The following is a 14,012-nucleotide window of genomic DNA, read 5'->3' on the forward strand; positions in this document are numbered from 1 at the left end:
GACAATGAGCCGTCGACTCACTCCAGCCGAGCGAAATGAGATTGGAGCCTGTATTCGCGAGGGCATTCCGAGACGCGAGATAGACGTGCGGATTCGGAGTCAGCGTCAACCACGTGCAAGATGTCGAGAACGGCACGGGAATTCGGAGACACGTGTGGACTCGGCGCTGCCAGTCGGCGTTCGGACCGACTGAAAAGCCGCCCGGTCAGCCTTCTCGTCCACACGGCGTCAAAGAGCGCTTGCGACGCGTGCGCTCTTCACGGTCGGACGACGTTTTCGACGAGGTCGTCCGTTTGATGCGGCGAACCGACGACGTCTCGCGATCCATGTTCAACGAGCGTGCCTTGCAAGAGACCACCGAGCGATGCGTTCGCCTCGTTCGACGCTGGCAAGGAGCAGAACAGATCGAGCTCGAAGTCATTGTCGTCACGGCACCGCCGACGCCTGAGCAAACAATATCGCCGAGCTGGGTACTGTATCTGCTTCTACGCGACGCGTTCAGCGGGTCGCGTGTTCGTGTGACGCGTCAGCCGATTTACGTGGAAGACGACACGACAGCTCGTGCAATGCGCTTTCGCGAAATGCTCGCTGAACTCGACCAAGTGACGCACTTGGAAGACCGTTGAATCCGTGATTGCTCGATTCATCCATGATTCGGCCGTTTTCCCGCGCGCAGATAATAAGGATTATCTGCTCTGAGAATTCGCCGACCCCGTTACGGCGCCTGCCCTTAGCGAATGGTCCGTGATACGAAGGTGCCCGTCGCCACGCGAGCGCACCGAGCGACACCACACCGCCCCGTTCTTCGCGGAAGCCAGCAATCTAGTCCAGTGCTTTGGCGAAGACTTCATATGTCGCTTAGGCTGGGACCATGCGCAGGAAATCCAGAAGCGTTTGGCGCGAGCCCGCGACCCGACCTGGCGATTCGACGCACTTCTCTAGCTCACTCGACTCATGTCCACCGGCAACTCTCAACAGCACGAAACAATCACGGCGGCCGAAACGCGAACGCGCCTCCTGCTTCACATCTGCGAGCTCTATCAGCAGGATTGGCTGGAACTGTCGCAGCGCATGATGCCGCTCTGGCAAACGAGCGTGATCTCTTCGGCGCTTCACCTTGAGTACCTCGACGACCACGGTTGGATTGCGTGGACCGGAGAAGGAACACCTATTCCGACGTTGCGCGGACTTCAGTTGGCAGAGGCCATCGAGGAAGGTTCGACGCTCGCGCAGTTCGTGTTCAGTCGCGACAACTGAGCGTTTGCTGTTCAAGTAGCGCCAACGCCCTACACGCATGCGGAGTTGGCGCCGCTTCGGCTTCCTTTGCCTACTACGTCGGATCAGGTGATGCGCGCGGCGCGACCGCGCAGACTGTGGCGAGTCATCGAGTACGCTACATCTCCACCCGCACGCCGAGTGTTCACTGTGATCGCAACGCCATCAATCGAAGCTGTCGAGATCTTCGCGCGGCTCGCCGAACCGTTTCAGGACCACGAAATCGAATGGCGCGTCGCTCGCTCGGGTATCAAACATGGTCGGCCCTGGGCGCAGGTGCTCGCGTACATTGACGCCCGCGCGGCACGCGCCCGATTGAACGCGGTGCTTGGCGCAGCTAGTTGGAGAGTCGAATATCACGAAGCTCCTGGTCCGCGGGGGGGCGTGATCGCGACTCTGTCGTTGCGTATTGCTGGCGAATGGATCGCCAAACAGGATGGCGCTGACGCGCCGGAGCGCGAGCCAGTGAAGGGTGCGATCTCTGGAGCTTTCAAACGCGCGTGCGCTGTGTGGGGCATCGGCGAGCACCTCTACGACGTTGGTGAGTCGTGGGCCATCTTCACCGACGCCGGCGCACATCGCGTGCAGATCGACGGTGCGACCTATCGATGGGATGCGCCGTCAATCGCGGGCAAGGCTCCGGTGAGCCGACACGAGCCGACCGCGAACGACGCCCGTCCGACGTCGCGAAACACTCGTCGTCACGACGCATCGACGACACCCTCAGCGCTTGCGTCGCCCACGATGGAGTCGGCGGCATTGTTGCTCATGCCGTTTGGCAAGCATCGCGGCATGCCACTGCGCGACGTTCCGCTCGCCGACCTACAGAGCGCCCGGATTGGGCCATTCAGAAGCGGCGAGACTTCCCGGGATTCTTGGAGGCGGTGTCCCTGCTGGAAGGATCCGCACTCGTGGCGGCGTAGGCGGTTCGGCGCGGGGCCCTGCCCCGCTACGCCCCGTCTGTCCCCCCACCAATTGGAGCGGGCCTGCACTCCAGGCCCGCCGTTCGGACGGTTTGCCGTTGTCGTCGCGCGGCGGGCGCGTGCTGCGGGGTCGCCGGCGTTGTGGCGCGCCAAAATCGGCGCCCTACACTTTTGGGGTTAGGGGTCAGAATTCGCTGATTCTCGACACCGATCTTCTTCCGGTGCCCCAATCATGATGTCCGCAACCAACAGCTCCTCCGATTCTTCCATTCCCGACAGCTCATCACCGCCGTTTCCCCAGGACGTGGCGGCACACATCCGCGACCTAATGCTCAAAGAGGTCCCTCCCATCTTCGGCGAAGAGCCCTGTCCAACGACGGCGACGATGCGCGCGGTTGAGGATCTCGAACACTATCACGAGCTCTTGGGGCGGCGACGCGCTGCGCCGCGGACCTCTCCCGCGGCCTTGCGGGGGAGAGGCGACGCTCCGGGTCGATGTCTGTCGTGGCTGGATCGGGCCGTGACGCCGTTGGACGCGCATCTGCTTGTGGCAGGGAGGTCGACGACTATCTCGCGATTTCGCATGGTCGAGTCGGGCGATGGTCTTTCGATCCGGCATGGAACCGCGTCCTTCCCAGAAAGTGCGCGGCCCGACGTCCAACGGCTGTCGGCGCCTTGAGGCGATGGCGGTGGTGTGCGGGCCGGCGCAGCGATTCCGGTCGAAACTCCTTTTGCCGCACCAGATCTGGACGGTTTCTCAGCGCTCATTCCGCCGTCGCGATATCATGGCCGCGGGGGCCCCCGCAAAAGGGAGCCCGAGGCGCTGCCCTTCCCGGGCTCGTTGGACGACGCAGAGGTCTGCGAGCTGTGGCGGAAGTTTTTAAGGCGTAGTGCTCCGAGGTAGCTTTACGGTGCGCTGGCCCACTCACGGCGCACAAAGCGGCCCAACGGTCGGGTCGACCCGGGGACCCGGGCAGGGTTTGGGCGGCTGAAAGAGTTGGTCCTTTGGGTCCGCTTCGTGAGACTGTTTTCTATCCGCAGTGAGAATTGCGGCGCTTGCGTGCCCCTGGCGGCGAGCAAAGTCATCATGGGTGGCGGCGCCTCTTGTGGCCTTCGGAATCCCCGATCCGCCCCACCCGAGCCTGGATCAGGGCTCCCCCGCCGTTTCGGCCGGTTTGATCAAGCGCATCACAACGGTCTGAGGGGGGGGGGGGGGGGGGGGGGGTGTCGGATTTCAGGAGGTTGCACTAATAAACGAAATGCTTATAATAAACGGACCGTTTATTAAGCACTTTCCAGTTATCATGACTCGCACGCCAGACTGGCTCGCCCGCAGGCTCCGCACCCTACCGGGGGTGCGGGTCGACATCGACCCGCTCGGCGGACGCATTACGCTGCACAGCCCAGGAACGAGACCCGTAAGCTACCAGACGATCTCCGCCTCGGGAATTTCAGGCACCGAAGCCACACGGCGGGCAAAGGAGCTATCCAGGAAGGTCGGTCCGACGCACACGCTGCTTGCGGTTCGCAGCCTGCCGAGCGCGATCCGCGACGAGCTCGCCGAAGCAGGCGTCTCGTGGGCAGAACAACTGACGGGACACCTGCACCTCCAGGCTGCACCGCTCTTCATTCATGTGGAGGGAGAGGGCAGCCAGCGGAATCGCCGGCGCCTACCGACGCCGGTACGCGACCGACGCGCCTCGTTGGCCTCTCCGGACGCTGCGCGGAGACGCTGCTCCTACTGGCGACGACTCCTGGTGGACTGGAGCGCGACATCACGACGACGCGCCTCGCAGCGCTCGCCGAAGTGACCCAGCCGCAGGCGACGTACGTGCTGCACCGCCTCGAACGGGAAAAGGTGCTCACGCCGACCCGTAGTGGAGGACGCACCAAGAGTTGGGCGGTGGTTGACGCTGCCGGGCTCCTCGATCTGTGGGGCGCCGAAGACACTGCCCCCGTCGAAGAGACTCAGATTTATGTCTGGTCACGCGCACCTCAGGAGCTCCTACAGGGGCTCGCCCGCCTGAACGATGCCGTGGAAGCGTGGGCGCTCGGGGGCGCCGCGGCGGCAAATCTGTACACCCCCACCCTCACGACCTATCCAGTGGCTACCGTCTGGATCCCCAACGCGACACCAGTCGAGACGGTGGCCTCCGCGCTCGGCGGACAGGTGGTGGCTGACGGCGGTTCCGTCACCATACGGCAGACAGCCAAGGATCCGTGGGCGCTCCATCGGCTGTCGCTACCGACGAAGGGGACCGTGCACCTGAGCGCAGACGTCGATGCCAATGAGTCTGCGCGACTGCGGGAGACGCTTCGCGGCAAACAAAGTCGACCACCCGCTGCCGATCTGTGGGGAGGGATGTCGCTGGTATCGCGGCCGCGCGCCATCATCGAGACGCTGCGCGATGGCAGAGGTCGATACGAGGAGATCGCGGTGGCCCTGCGAAACTCGCTGGCCCTGACAAGCACGACTGGCTAGCGCGTAAAGCACGCGATTCGTCTCACCTTCCATCTCGACCCAGCAATGCCGCCCGAACAACCACCAGTCAATCCAACGCGCCAGGACTACAATCGCGGCATCCTCGATGCCTGCTACCGCGCGCTCGCGACGATTGTCAAAGCGATTGATGGTCAACAGTTCCCACGACTCGTGGTGATTGGCGGCCTCGCGCCCACGCTGCTGCTCAATGATGATCATCTGGACGCGCTCTTCAAGGATGACCCACATCCCGGTACCAGCGACGTTGACTTGTGCGTGCAGGTGGACTTGACGAACGACGCGAACCTCTATGCGTCGCTGCTCAGGATTTTGAAGGATCTCAGCTTCGAGCCGATGCAACGGAACGACGGTTTCGGGGAGAGCACCTGGCAGTGGGTGAGAGACATTGACGAAGCGAGGATCGCGGTCGAATTCCTGTCACCGTCCGATGGCGTGGTATCCCAGAGCGGTGCTCCCACAGTCGGACGCATTGGCGAGGCGACGGTGACGAGGCCCGGTGATGAGATCGGCGCATTTCGACTGCCAGCCGGCGAGCTCGCGTTTCGAGATGCGCGTCCCCGACAACTCAACGTTGATCTGCTCGGACCTCCCGGCGAGCGCTCAGTAGGGATGGCCGACGTAACGGTCTGGGTGGCGAATCTGCTGCCGATGCTCGTACTCAAGAGTTTCGCGCTCCAACGTCGTACGAAGCACAAAGACGCGTTCGACATCGTATGGCTGCTGACTCGATGGCAGGGCGGTCCCGCGCAAGCTGCACGCGACGCCAAGAACAGTCCGGTCGCGGACAGTCCGCATGTAGTGGTCGCGATTGCGATCCTCGACCGTTCCTTTAGGGATCCGGCTCAACATGGTTGCCAACAGTACGCAATCTTCGAGTTGGGCGGAGTCGGTGCGGAAGCGGCACCAGCCGATGCCCTGCGCCTCGCGCGCGACGCGCAGGGTGCCGTTCAACGCTTTCTTGAAACCTGGCGCACGCTCTAGCCGCACCGTCTCAGCGTAAGGCCCGGCAATCGCTTCTGAATTTCGTTCATTCTCGCCAACGCCACCGAGCTCTCAGCCGACTCCACCACGATCTAGTAGGCGCCTGACTGTGTTGAGCTGACTGCTCATCAGCTTGCGTGTCCGACTCGACGCTGCCGTACAGCGCTACTTCTGCCTGACGAGTTGTCGCGCGCTCTCGTCAATTTTCCTTGCGCGTGCACTCGTAACTCCAGACCACGCGATCCTGGCGAATCCAGTAGTGCGAGCGACAGCCGTACTGGTGGTTGCCAATCGAGGGGTAGAGGGTCACCGAACGACCGTCGTACTGCAACTGCCAAGCGGCGGGAGAGAGCGGAGTTACGACGCGATTACCGCAGCCGCAGCAACAGTGATGAACGACGGTATTGAATGCAATCGACACGTATAGCACACCGTCCTCAAGAGTCGGTGGCAGGACGTCGACAAAGCGGTGCTCAAGCTCAGCGGACCTAGTCATTGAGATTCGCCATGATCGTCGCTCACGAGCCCATTCCCTTCGATGATGTAGGCGGTGTGCCCTTCGCGCTCAAGATCGACGTAGAAGCCGCAGAGCTTCTTCCACTTGATGACCGCCATGACGGCGTTCAGTGCATTGAGCTCTGCGATCTGAATATTCTTCTCGTACTCACCACCAGCCTCACCGTCGCGAGTGCCGGAACGATACGCGGTAGTCGACGGGCCCCATCGCCCTGGGCGAGCCGTCGTTGTTGCGATTTGTCCGACAAGTCCGTTGGACGTCTGCTGGAGACCCATGCCGACGATAATGCACTGCACGGCGGATGTTCTGAGCGCGTCCACGATGAGCTTGCGTGCGGGTCCCGAGTCTACGCAGACAAACACCGTGTGCATTTCCAGCAACTCGCCGACATTCGTGTGGTCTATGTGCTCCGGATGAGGAATGATTCCGCGCCGCATCGGATCGTACATTTGTTGAAAATAGGCGACTTTAGTCAGTCGTCCGCGCAACTGCGTCAGTGAGGCTGCACCGGGCGCCCGGAAGGCATTGTGCTGGAGAAACTCGTCTCCATCGTAGAGATGGATCTCTTGGACGGGGGTTTTTGCGAGAAAGTCGAGAACGTAAGCGCCGGTCCCACCCGTACCGACGATGGCGACTTTTGGCACACCCAACGCGGGTGTGAGGGCTGCAATACCGGCTAGCGCAGATGCATTCTCGGTGTAGCGAAAGACCGAGCTGTCATCGCGCACTTCGACGACGCCGAACGTGCGCGCGGTGACACTAAGGTCGAGTGCCTCGGCCGGACCAGTAATCCTGTTTACGTACTCAGTGAGCTTCTCGTAAAAGTCGAGATAGCGGTCGGCCGGTTTGGGTTTCGCTGAGAAGGAGTGATCTACGATCAGTTCCGTTTCGACAGCCCGCCGATTCGAACCATGTGCAATTTCAGTCATTAGCCGACCGTCCTGATGCGCAGGATGGCACCCACCACATCGCGACATGGTCGTTGGGCGCCACAGCAACATCACCGGCAAAGGTGATCGGCATGACAAGCTTCCCGAACTGCACTTTTCGTTGCTCAGACACGTATGGCACTTCGTGGAGCACGAGATGTCCGCCGTGGATCTCCAGCACGTAGCCTTCGTCGGCTGCGCGCTGGAGATCCGGACTCGCGGCAATCCTAGGATCGATCAGTGGCTGTGACACTGAAAATCATCTCGTTCTTGACCTTCGTGGTCTGCCCGGCGACCAAGGTGCCCATTGGCTTATTGCCGTGGCCCCGCTGGTATGTGACACCGTACAGAATATTCGGACCCGTTGGCAGCCCTCGGGCGAGAGCGACTACCTCCTCGAAGGAGATGTCCTTGTCCGACACGAAGTGCGGCTCGGCGTTCACGTATATCGTGTTCTGCTTCCGTCCCCTCTCGGCCTCGCCGCGCTCCCCCTCGTCAACCCCATCCGTTTCGTTAACCGCCGACTCCACCTCGTTGACCTCAGTGCTCTGACCCATTGTCCACCTCGCGACGTTGTCTTTCGTAGATTTCCGATCATCGCAGGCGCCGATGATCGACGCGGCAGCTAGCGGTTGCGATCCTTGGGTGGATTGGTGTCGCCGCCGTAGCTGTTCTTTGTCCCGATCTTCCCGTCCTTGTTGTGGATGGTGTGCTCGACCTTAGCCTTTTGCGCATCGCTGCGTCCCTGCTCCACAGCGCGCTCCTTGAGCCGGTGGTTGCTCAGCACTTCGCCGCCCTGTTGGTTCACCCACCCCTTTCCCGAGGGATTGGGGGTGGTGTGCACGCCTGCTTTCTTGCTCGCCGACATCGTGCCTCCTGATTGAGAACGTGCTGTGTGTTCCGTCGTGTAGGCGATCACCCTTCCTGCTTCGCCGACGGCTCCTTGTCTGACATCTCGTCGCGGCTTGCCTCGCAACCCAACCAGCGTTAGCGTATATCACGATTAGGTATGGACACATACTAGAAAGAATAGTGATAACCAACAAGACGTTCTCGATATCGTTGCTTACACTTCGGCATCTCTTCGGCTTATGAATCCGGACCGGAGATAGACCTTGGGCGCCGAATCGCCCAGTTTCGCGAAGAGCGTGGGCTCAGTCAGGCTGCCCTCGCGAAGCAGATGGGCACTTCTCAGTCAGCGATCTCTCAGATCGAGTCTGGAGAGCGGAATCCGTCGTTCGAGACGCTGCGCCAGATCGCGAAGGCGCTGAGTGTCACGCCCGCGCTTTTGGTCGGCGCTGACGTAGAGCAGCTAGAGGCGCATGAGCTGGCGCATTTTCGGCTGCTACGCACGTTGGCCCCTGAGGCTCAGCAGGAGCTACAGCAGTTCGCGGCGTTTCTTCAAATGAAGCAACAGAAGAAGCCGAACGACTGATCGATGTCACGTGCCTTCTCGCAGTCCTCCGCGGGTCGCGGTTCGACGACACCAAACCGAGAGGGGCGTCGCATCGCCCAACTCTTTCGTCAAGTTCGGTTGAGCCACGCGATGGATGCGCGCACGTTCGATCTCGACTTGATTCTCGCCGAGGACAATCTCGTCGTCTGCGAGTCAGAGTTCGAAGAGAGCGGCTACGCCGCGTGTTTGATTCGGACGCCGGCACAGAGCGGCATCATGATCGCCGGCAACCAGGAACCCGGGCGCCGGCGATTCTCGCTCGCACACGAGCTCGGCCACTATCACATTCCGTCGCATCAGGCAGTCGGTTCGACCTTGATGTGCGCGGACTCGGCGCTTCGCACGCGTTCCAGTGACGCGGCGCGCATAGAATGGGAGGCAAATGACTTCGCGACAGAGCTTCTGATGCCGTTTCGCCTGTTTTCGCGTGATGTCGAGCGGCGAGACGTCAGCTTTAAGACAGTTGCAACGCTCTCGTCGTCCGACATGTACAATGTCTCCTTGACTGCCGCTGCCTGGCGGCTGGTAGAGACCTGTCGTGAGGTGTGCGCGCTGGTCGTGAGCATCGACGGAAAGGTTGCGTGGAGCGTGCGTTCGAATTCGTGGCGGCTCCCGCTCCCTGACGTTGGTCGGCCGGTGCCAGTTGGCACGATGGCTGCCGCCGTTTTGCAAGGAGAGCGGCCCCTCAGCCGTGCAGAAGCATTAGATCCGCTCACGTGGCTTAGTTCCGCTGACGGCAGGTGGGTGGCATCGGAGGATCTGCGTTTGTTCGAGAGCACGCACGCGATTCCGCGACTGAATCAGATCATCTCGCTGCTCTGGGTCCACGAGTCATAGCTACGTACATCGAAAGACGCGAACCCGGCGGCGGCCATCCCTAGGAGGCATCTGCTGGCGATCCGCATTTCAGGGCACTTCCGCAAGAGGCCCCCGTCTTCATGAGCGGGCACGACAGCCTTCGTCGAAAGCACGGTTCAACGCCGCTCTGAATCAAGCCTTACGGGCGGCGACCGAACGCAAAATCTCGTGAGAACCGCACCTGTCGAAAGTCGGCAATTCCAGGATACGGACGCACAATTCGCTCACCAGATTGGTACTCAATACGACGTGTGCGAAACGTGAGATCTTCAAACGGCCCGGATTGCACGAGTAGAACGCCCTCTGTCATGCGAAAGCTAGGATCGACAGATCGACGAACCTCGTCACACACATAGTTGGCGGCTCGCGTGAGTTCGAGTGTCAGATCGCGAACCAAATCGCAGTGTTCCTCGTAGCGCTCTGCCAACGCATCGTATCGTTCAGAATCCCACTCGCGAATCTGATAGAATTTCGCTGTGTGGAGGTCATCGCCCCGCCTCTCAGTGTGCCCGCCAAACTGTAAAAGCATATCGTTGAGGACGCGCCCGAAATTTTCGAGCGCCGCGGAGCTCCGGGAAGGCTTGAGGCCAAACACGATTCAGTATCCACTCCACGGCAAACTGCAGCTTGGCCTCTTGTTCGACTCGCAGAGCCGGCCCGTCTGCACCTAGCATAAACGAGGTCCACGCGAGCCAGTTGTCGATATTGACGAGTTTCATCCACTCGTGCACAATCGACGCGACTGTCTCTCGATCTCTAAGTAGCGCCGCATCTGCTGGAGTGAGCGCTGCGCGCACACGGCTCTCGTGATCGTTCTTGTATTGATGTAAGACCTCTACGGGATACGTAGCTTCTTGATCATCGACGAGCTTGTGATGGATCTTGCAGAGAGTACGAGATTCGCGTAGAGATCACGCTCAGTAAGAGTGAGTGAACTGATCCCGCGTGGCCCATCGACACTCTCGGCGACGATGTGCGCTACGTCTCCGACTAGCGATTCGTCGTCTGTCTGACTCGCGTCCATTACCAGATTTCGATGGCACTCTGGAAAGGCGCAGTGAGCTCCAGCACGGCCCCATACGAGAATCTTTGTTTTGAGTGTTGCTGCCATCGTTCTTCGGGTTTGAGTTTCTAGGCAGCGCCTGCCGCGGAAGCGCCCCCCCCCCCCCCCCTCCCTCCCCCGCCCCCCCCCCCCCCCCCCCCCCCCCCCCGCCCCCCCCCCCCCCCCCCCCCCCCCCCCCCCCCCCCCCCCCTCCCCCCCCCCCCTCCGGGAGGCTCTTCGTCGCGATCACCGTGTTGCAGGTCCAGTTAGGCGAAGAGTGCTGCAACTTCCGGCCTCTGGCCGCACCCCGCGCCTAGACTCCGTTCGCCTGGCCTCTGCCACTGCGCGCTTGTCATACGGTCCGGTACCACGGTCGTCGGCACTTCGACGTTCTCAGTTGATTCCCGAACAGGACGTTGCACTGGACCGGCACCCCACTCCGAGGCGGGGTCAAGGTGCACGCGCTGATCGTCAAAGAAGATGTGAGGGGCGAACACCTCCAAGATGCGACGCTTCTCGATGCCACCAAGAAAGAATGTCTCGTCCACTTGGATGCCCCATTCGCGCAGCGATGTGATCATGCGCTTGTGCGACGGGGCGTTGCGGGCGGTGACAATGGCAATGCGAACTTTGGACTCATAAGACTTGTCTTCGGAAGCTCGCGCGCGCTCGCGTTGTTGTAGCGCGGCGATCTTGATGAGCAGCTCCTTCAGCGGCCCAGCGTTGTGTGCTCGCAGGACGTTCTCTTGCTCCGCTTGATGAAATGCGCCAAGGTCTCCAGTCTCGTGAAAGATGACCTCTGCTTCGTCATCGGCGATCACGCCATCGAAGTCGAACGCAACTCGCAGTTCTTCGTCTGCCATATCATCCTCGTATGCGGAGTGAAGGACCAAACCCGAAGGCTGTCCCGCAAGCATGGCAGCACGAACATCATCCTCGTTCGCGGAGAGAAATAAGCTCGCATTGAACGCCGGGGCGTATCGATACGCCGCCTTGCCCGTCACAAACGCGCCGCGGCTGATCGCGAGTCCGTGAGACTGAATCGAGTTGAATACGCGAAGGCCGGTGTCCGGATCATTTCGAGACAGGAGAATCACTTCAACTGGCTGATCCGACGGGTCTGACCCATTGAGGCTCAGCAGTCGACGAATGAACGGAAATGCCACGCCCGGTTGCAGAACGTCGTCCTGATGTTCGCGCTGGTACGCTCGATAAGGCTCTTCACCCTGGCCTTGAAACACGGCGTCGCTCTCACGCAGATCGAAGAGTGCGCTTGATGCGACGGCGATCACCAGCTTCGACTCGATTGGATAGGGCAAGTACAGTCCGAGATGAGGTTCGCCACACTTCGGAGGCGGCAGCACTAACGTTGCTAGCGGATGCCATCAGCGCGTGTGAGCTGTTGCCTGAAAATATGTGTGTGCGTGCGCTTGGCCGAACGCGAGCTTAAAGGGCCGCCTTTCGTACCTTGCCTTCTATCCACTGGGCAAGTCGATCCAGAATTACCGTGTCGCTCGGCGCGCTTGCATGTCGTGCAACGGCGATGAGCGATTGAAACGAGACCTCGCGGAGCTCAACGGCGCCGGCGAGTCCCGTCGTGAACTCGCGCCACCCTTTGCTCTTGACCTTCCGGGGCATTGCGAACGGTCCGTCGGCGTAGGCGATCACGAACGCATGAGGCCGACCCTGCGACTGCGTGAGCGCATGGGCCGCGACCAAGTTGCGCATCCACTGGTAGGCACCACCGGCGAAGGGGCACACTGGATGGACAACGTCTGCGCGGACGCCGAGCACGTCCGGGATGTAGTCCCAATAGCGAACGCCCTTCGCTGTCAGAGCGCACGAGTCTTCGGTTGGCGGCTTCCGCGTCGAGTGCGGATTCCTCTGCGGGGCGTAACTCCCGTTGCACTGCGCGAGCATGCGCCCATCCGGATGCTTTCGCTTCGCCGTCTGGCTGCAAGAGCCACCATCCCGCTCGGTGAACTTGCATTCGAAGAGCGCGGAGGCGGCGTCACCGCTTATGAGGGCGTCGACCTGCGTGGATTTCGGTTCCCCGAGGAGCGCTCGCTCGATCATGAATTCGGGCTGAATCGAAACCGGGCCGAAGCTGGGGAGCTTCAGGTGATCCGCCCAAGCGGCCGCGATGGCTTGCAGCGACGGGAGAACCCGAATGGTACCGAGCACATCGAGCGCGAGCGCTTGCGATGAATGTGGGCGCGCAGCGGTGAGGGCGCCTGACCGGTCACGGTGCCAGAGGTTGGCCGGCAGTTCGTCCACGAGGTAATGGGCGGCTTCGAACAGGTTTGCGCGGATCGCGGCGGCTTCCTGATCAGTCAGCATTTGGCGCTCCGCGGCTCCTGGTGAAGGCTATGACGCGTATGGCTTGTTACCGGAGTTGTTACCGGCTGCCTGAGCGGCCCCGATTGGCGGCGCCGCGACGCGATCATTCCCATCGAGTTTCCGGCACACAAAAGCGCTCCGTCCAGAGGGAACGGAGCGCTTTTGCCCTATACTTCAAACTGTCGTCCTACACAGAGGCGCCGGTCGGAATCGAACCGACGGTGGGAGATTTGCAGTCTCCTGCCTTACCACTTGGCGACGGCGCCGACCCAGCCGGAAACCGGCCGGGAGGCGCAATCTACCCCGGCCCCTCCGCGTTCGGTAGCGAAATTCGCGCGGAACCTGATGTGGGGCTTCACGTTCATCCCCACGGAGGCGGGGCCAGAATGATCGCCTGACATAGCCGGCCTTGAAGTGTCACAGGACAGGGGAAATTGCGCCTTGGCACCTTTTTGTCTTATTACTGTTTTAGTACTGGCGCGCTGATGGTTTGATTCTTTCAGCCGTCTACTCTATTTCGTGACTTCGCCTGATCCCATGACCGATCAACGGCTGCCGATCTTCCCGCTGGGCATGGTCCTCTTCCCGGGCACCGTCGCCCCGCTGCATCTCTTCGAACCCCGCTACCGACAGCTGCTGGCCGACATTCGCGATGGCGATCGCCGTTTCGGATTGGTCTGCATTGGGCCCGGTGTCAATGAACCCGACCTGCCACCGGGAACCGTCGGATGCATCGCCGAAGTCACGGACATCGAAATGATGCCTGACGGCCGTAGTAACATCGTGGTTGTCGGTCGCGAGCGATTCGCCATTGACCGCTTTCTCGATCACCACGCGCCCTACCACGTCGTACACGCCGTGCCGGTGAACGACACCGGCAACAGCAACCCGGTCGCCTTGGCAGTGACTGCCGGCGAGGTCACGTCGAATTTTCGTCGGGTGGTGTCCGCCGTGCACACACTCAATGACGACGCAAGCCCACCGCCAGCATTGCCCGACGACCCGGCGCAATTGCCGTGGACCATCGGCGCCATGATCGATCTGGACCTCCAGGCGCGTCAGGCGCTGTTGGCGGAACGGTCGCCGATGCTCCGGTTGACCACAATTGATGCCGTGCTGCGCAAGGTGCTGCCGGATCTTGAGCTGCAGGCGGCGATGCATCGGCGATAGGCGCGCGCGTTGGCGCCA

General features: G+C 61.3%; 14 protein-coding genes and 1 tRNA gene. 8 read left to right on the forward strand and 7 right to left on the reverse strand.

Translation table 11 applies throughout. The annotated features are described in order from the left end of the window. Nucleotides 1–326 precede the first annotated feature (326 nt). From IPP90_08565 to IPP90_08585, 5 genes are all read left to right on the forward strand, one after another. Nucleotides 327–626: a hypothetical protein gene (locus IPP90_08565; protein MBL0170767.1), complete on the forward strand. Its 300-nt coding sequence runs from the start codon at nucleotides 327–329 to the stop codon at nucleotides 624–626. A gap of 328 nt (nucleotides 627–954) precedes the next feature. Beyond that, entirely contained in the window at nucleotides 955–1,257 is a 303-nt protein-coding gene (locus IPP90_08570; GenBank protein MBL0170768.1) for a hypothetical protein, read from the forward strand. A gap of 159 nt (nucleotides 1,258–1,416) precedes the next feature. Beyond that, nucleotides 1,417–2,379, forward strand: coding sequence for a hypothetical protein (locus tag IPP90_08575; GenBank protein MBL0170769.1), 963 nt, complete (start codon nucleotides 1,417–1,419; stop codon nucleotides 2,377–2,379). A gap of 1,626 nt (nucleotides 2,380–4,005) precedes the next feature. Continuing rightward, entirely contained in the window at nucleotides 4,006–4,680 is a 675-nt protein-coding gene (locus IPP90_08580) for a hypothetical protein (GenBank protein MBL0170770.1), read from the forward strand. Between the two features lie 45 nt (nucleotides 4,681–4,725). Then, complete coding sequence (locus tag IPP90_08585) at nucleotides 4,726–5,682, forward strand: hypothetical protein (GenBank protein MBL0170771.1); 957 nt, start codon at nucleotides 4,726–4,728, stop codon at nucleotides 5,680–5,682. Nucleotides 5,683–6,174: 492 nt separating this feature from the next. Here the strand turns inward: IPP90_08585 and IPP90_08590 are convergent, their stop codons facing one another. The 4 genes from IPP90_08590 to IPP90_08605 all read right to left on the reverse strand — a co-directional run bounded on the left by IPP90_08590 (nucleotide 6,175) and on the right by IPP90_08605 (nucleotide 7,996). Beyond that, nucleotides 6,175–7,128 (reverse strand): ThiF family adenylyltransferase, encoded by a 954-nt coding sequence (locus IPP90_08590; GenBank protein ID MBL0170772.1) that lies wholly within the window; start codon nucleotides 7,126–7,128, stop codon nucleotides 6,175–6,177. Continuing rightward, nucleotides 7,121–7,381, reverse strand: a complete 261-nt coding sequence (locus tag IPP90_08595) for a hypothetical protein (protein ID MBL0170773.1) — start codon at nucleotides 7,379–7,381, stop codon at nucleotides 7,121–7,123. The genes IPP90_08590 and IPP90_08595 overlap by 8 nt, the downstream gene beginning before the upstream one ends. Continuing rightward, nucleotides 7,356–7,685, reverse strand: a complete 330-nt coding sequence (locus IPP90_08600) for a multiubiquitin domain-containing protein (GenBank protein MBL0170774.1) — start codon at nucleotides 7,683–7,685, stop codon at nucleotides 7,356–7,358. Before IPP90_08600 ends, IPP90_08595 begins: the two co-directional genes overlap by 26 nt. A gap of 68 nt (nucleotides 7,686–7,753) precedes the next feature. Continuing rightward, nucleotides 7,754–7,996 carry a DUF2188 domain-containing protein gene (locus IPP90_08605; protein MBL0170775.1) on the reverse strand — a complete coding sequence of 81 codons (243 nt, stop codon included), beginning with the start codon at nucleotides 7,994–7,996 and terminating at the stop codon, nucleotides 7,754–7,756. Between the two features lie 210 nt (nucleotides 7,997–8,206). Here IPP90_08605 and IPP90_08610 point away from each other — a divergent pair, with 210 nt between their 5' ends. Next, a complete protein-coding gene (locus IPP90_08610) occupies nucleotides 8,207–8,563 on the forward strand; it encodes an XRE family transcriptional regulator (GenBank protein MBL0170776.1) in 357 nt (118 codons plus the stop codon). Nucleotides 8,564–8,674: 111 nt separating this feature from the next. Then, on the forward strand, nucleotides 8,675–9,421 hold the full coding sequence (locus IPP90_08615) for an ImmA/IrrE family metallo-endopeptidase (protein MBL0170777.1): 747 nt from the start codon (nucleotides 8,675–8,677) through the stop codon (nucleotides 9,419–9,421). A 1,329-nt stretch (nucleotides 9,422–10,750) separates the two neighbouring features. Here the strand turns inward: IPP90_08615 and IPP90_08620 are convergent. The 3 genes from IPP90_08620 to IPP90_08630 all read right to left on the reverse strand — a co-directional run bounded on the left by IPP90_08620 (nucleotide 10,751) and on the right by IPP90_08630 (nucleotide 13,090). Further along, a complete protein-coding gene (locus tag IPP90_08620; protein MBL0170778.1) occupies nucleotides 10,751–11,803 on the reverse strand; it encodes a 5'-nucleotidase in 1,053 nt (350 codons plus the stop codon). A gap of 127 nt (nucleotides 11,804–11,930) precedes the next feature. Next, nucleotides 11,931–12,824 carry a hypothetical protein gene (locus IPP90_08625; protein ID MBL0170779.1) on the reverse strand — a complete coding sequence of 298 codons (894 nt, stop codon included), beginning with the start codon at nucleotides 12,822–12,824 and terminating at the stop codon, nucleotides 11,931–11,933. Nucleotides 12,825–13,019: 195 nt separating this feature from the next. Beyond that, nucleotides 13,020–13,090 (reverse strand) — tRNA-Cys (locus IPP90_08630). 253 nt (nucleotides 13,091–13,343) lie between these two features. Between IPP90_08630 and IPP90_08635 the strand changes: the two genes are divergently transcribed. Next, on the forward strand, nucleotides 13,344–13,994 hold the full coding sequence (locus IPP90_08635; protein ID MBL0170780.1) for an LON peptidase substrate-binding domain-containing protein: 651 nt from the start codon (nucleotides 13,344–13,346) through the stop codon (nucleotides 13,992–13,994). Nucleotides 13,995–14,012 lie beyond the last annotated feature (18 nt).

Source organism: Gemmatimonadaceae bacterium (assembly GCA_016720905.1).
GTDB lineage: Bacteria > Gemmatimonadota > Gemmatimonadetes > Gemmatimonadales > Gemmatimonadaceae > Gemmatimonas.

Bases quoted from the DNA above. Each gene is read 5' to 3' on its own strand.
- IPP90_08565 (MBL0170767.1), top strand. From the start codon at position 327: ATGTTCAACGAGCGTGCCTTGCAAGAGACCACCGAGCGATGCGTTCGC.
- IPP90_08570 (MBL0170768.1), top strand. From the start codon at position 955: ATGTCCACCGGCAACTCTCAACAGCACGAAACAATCACGGCGGCCGAA.
- IPP90_08585 (MBL0170771.1), top strand. From the start codon at position 4,726: ATGCCGCCCGAACAACCACCAGTCAATCCAACGCGCCAGGACTACAAT.
- IPP90_08590 (MBL0170772.1), bottom strand. From the start codon at position 7,128: ATGACTGAAATTGCACATGGTTCGAATCGGCGGGCTGTCGAAACGGAA.
- IPP90_08600 (MBL0170774.1), bottom strand. From the start codon at position 7,685: ATGGGTCAGAGCACTGAGGTCAACGAGGTGGAGTCGGCGGTTAACGAA.
- IPP90_08605 (MBL0170775.1), bottom strand. From the start codon at position 7,996: ATGTCGGCGAGCAAGAAAGCAGGCGTGCACACCACCCCCAATCCCTCG.
- IPP90_08615 (MBL0170777.1), top strand. From the start codon at position 8,675: ATGGATGCGCGCACGTTCGATCTCGACTTGATTCTCGCCGAGGACAAT.
- IPP90_08625 (MBL0170779.1), bottom strand. From the start codon at position 12,824: ATGCTGACTGATCAGGAAGCCGCCGCGATCCGCGCAAACCTGTTCGAA.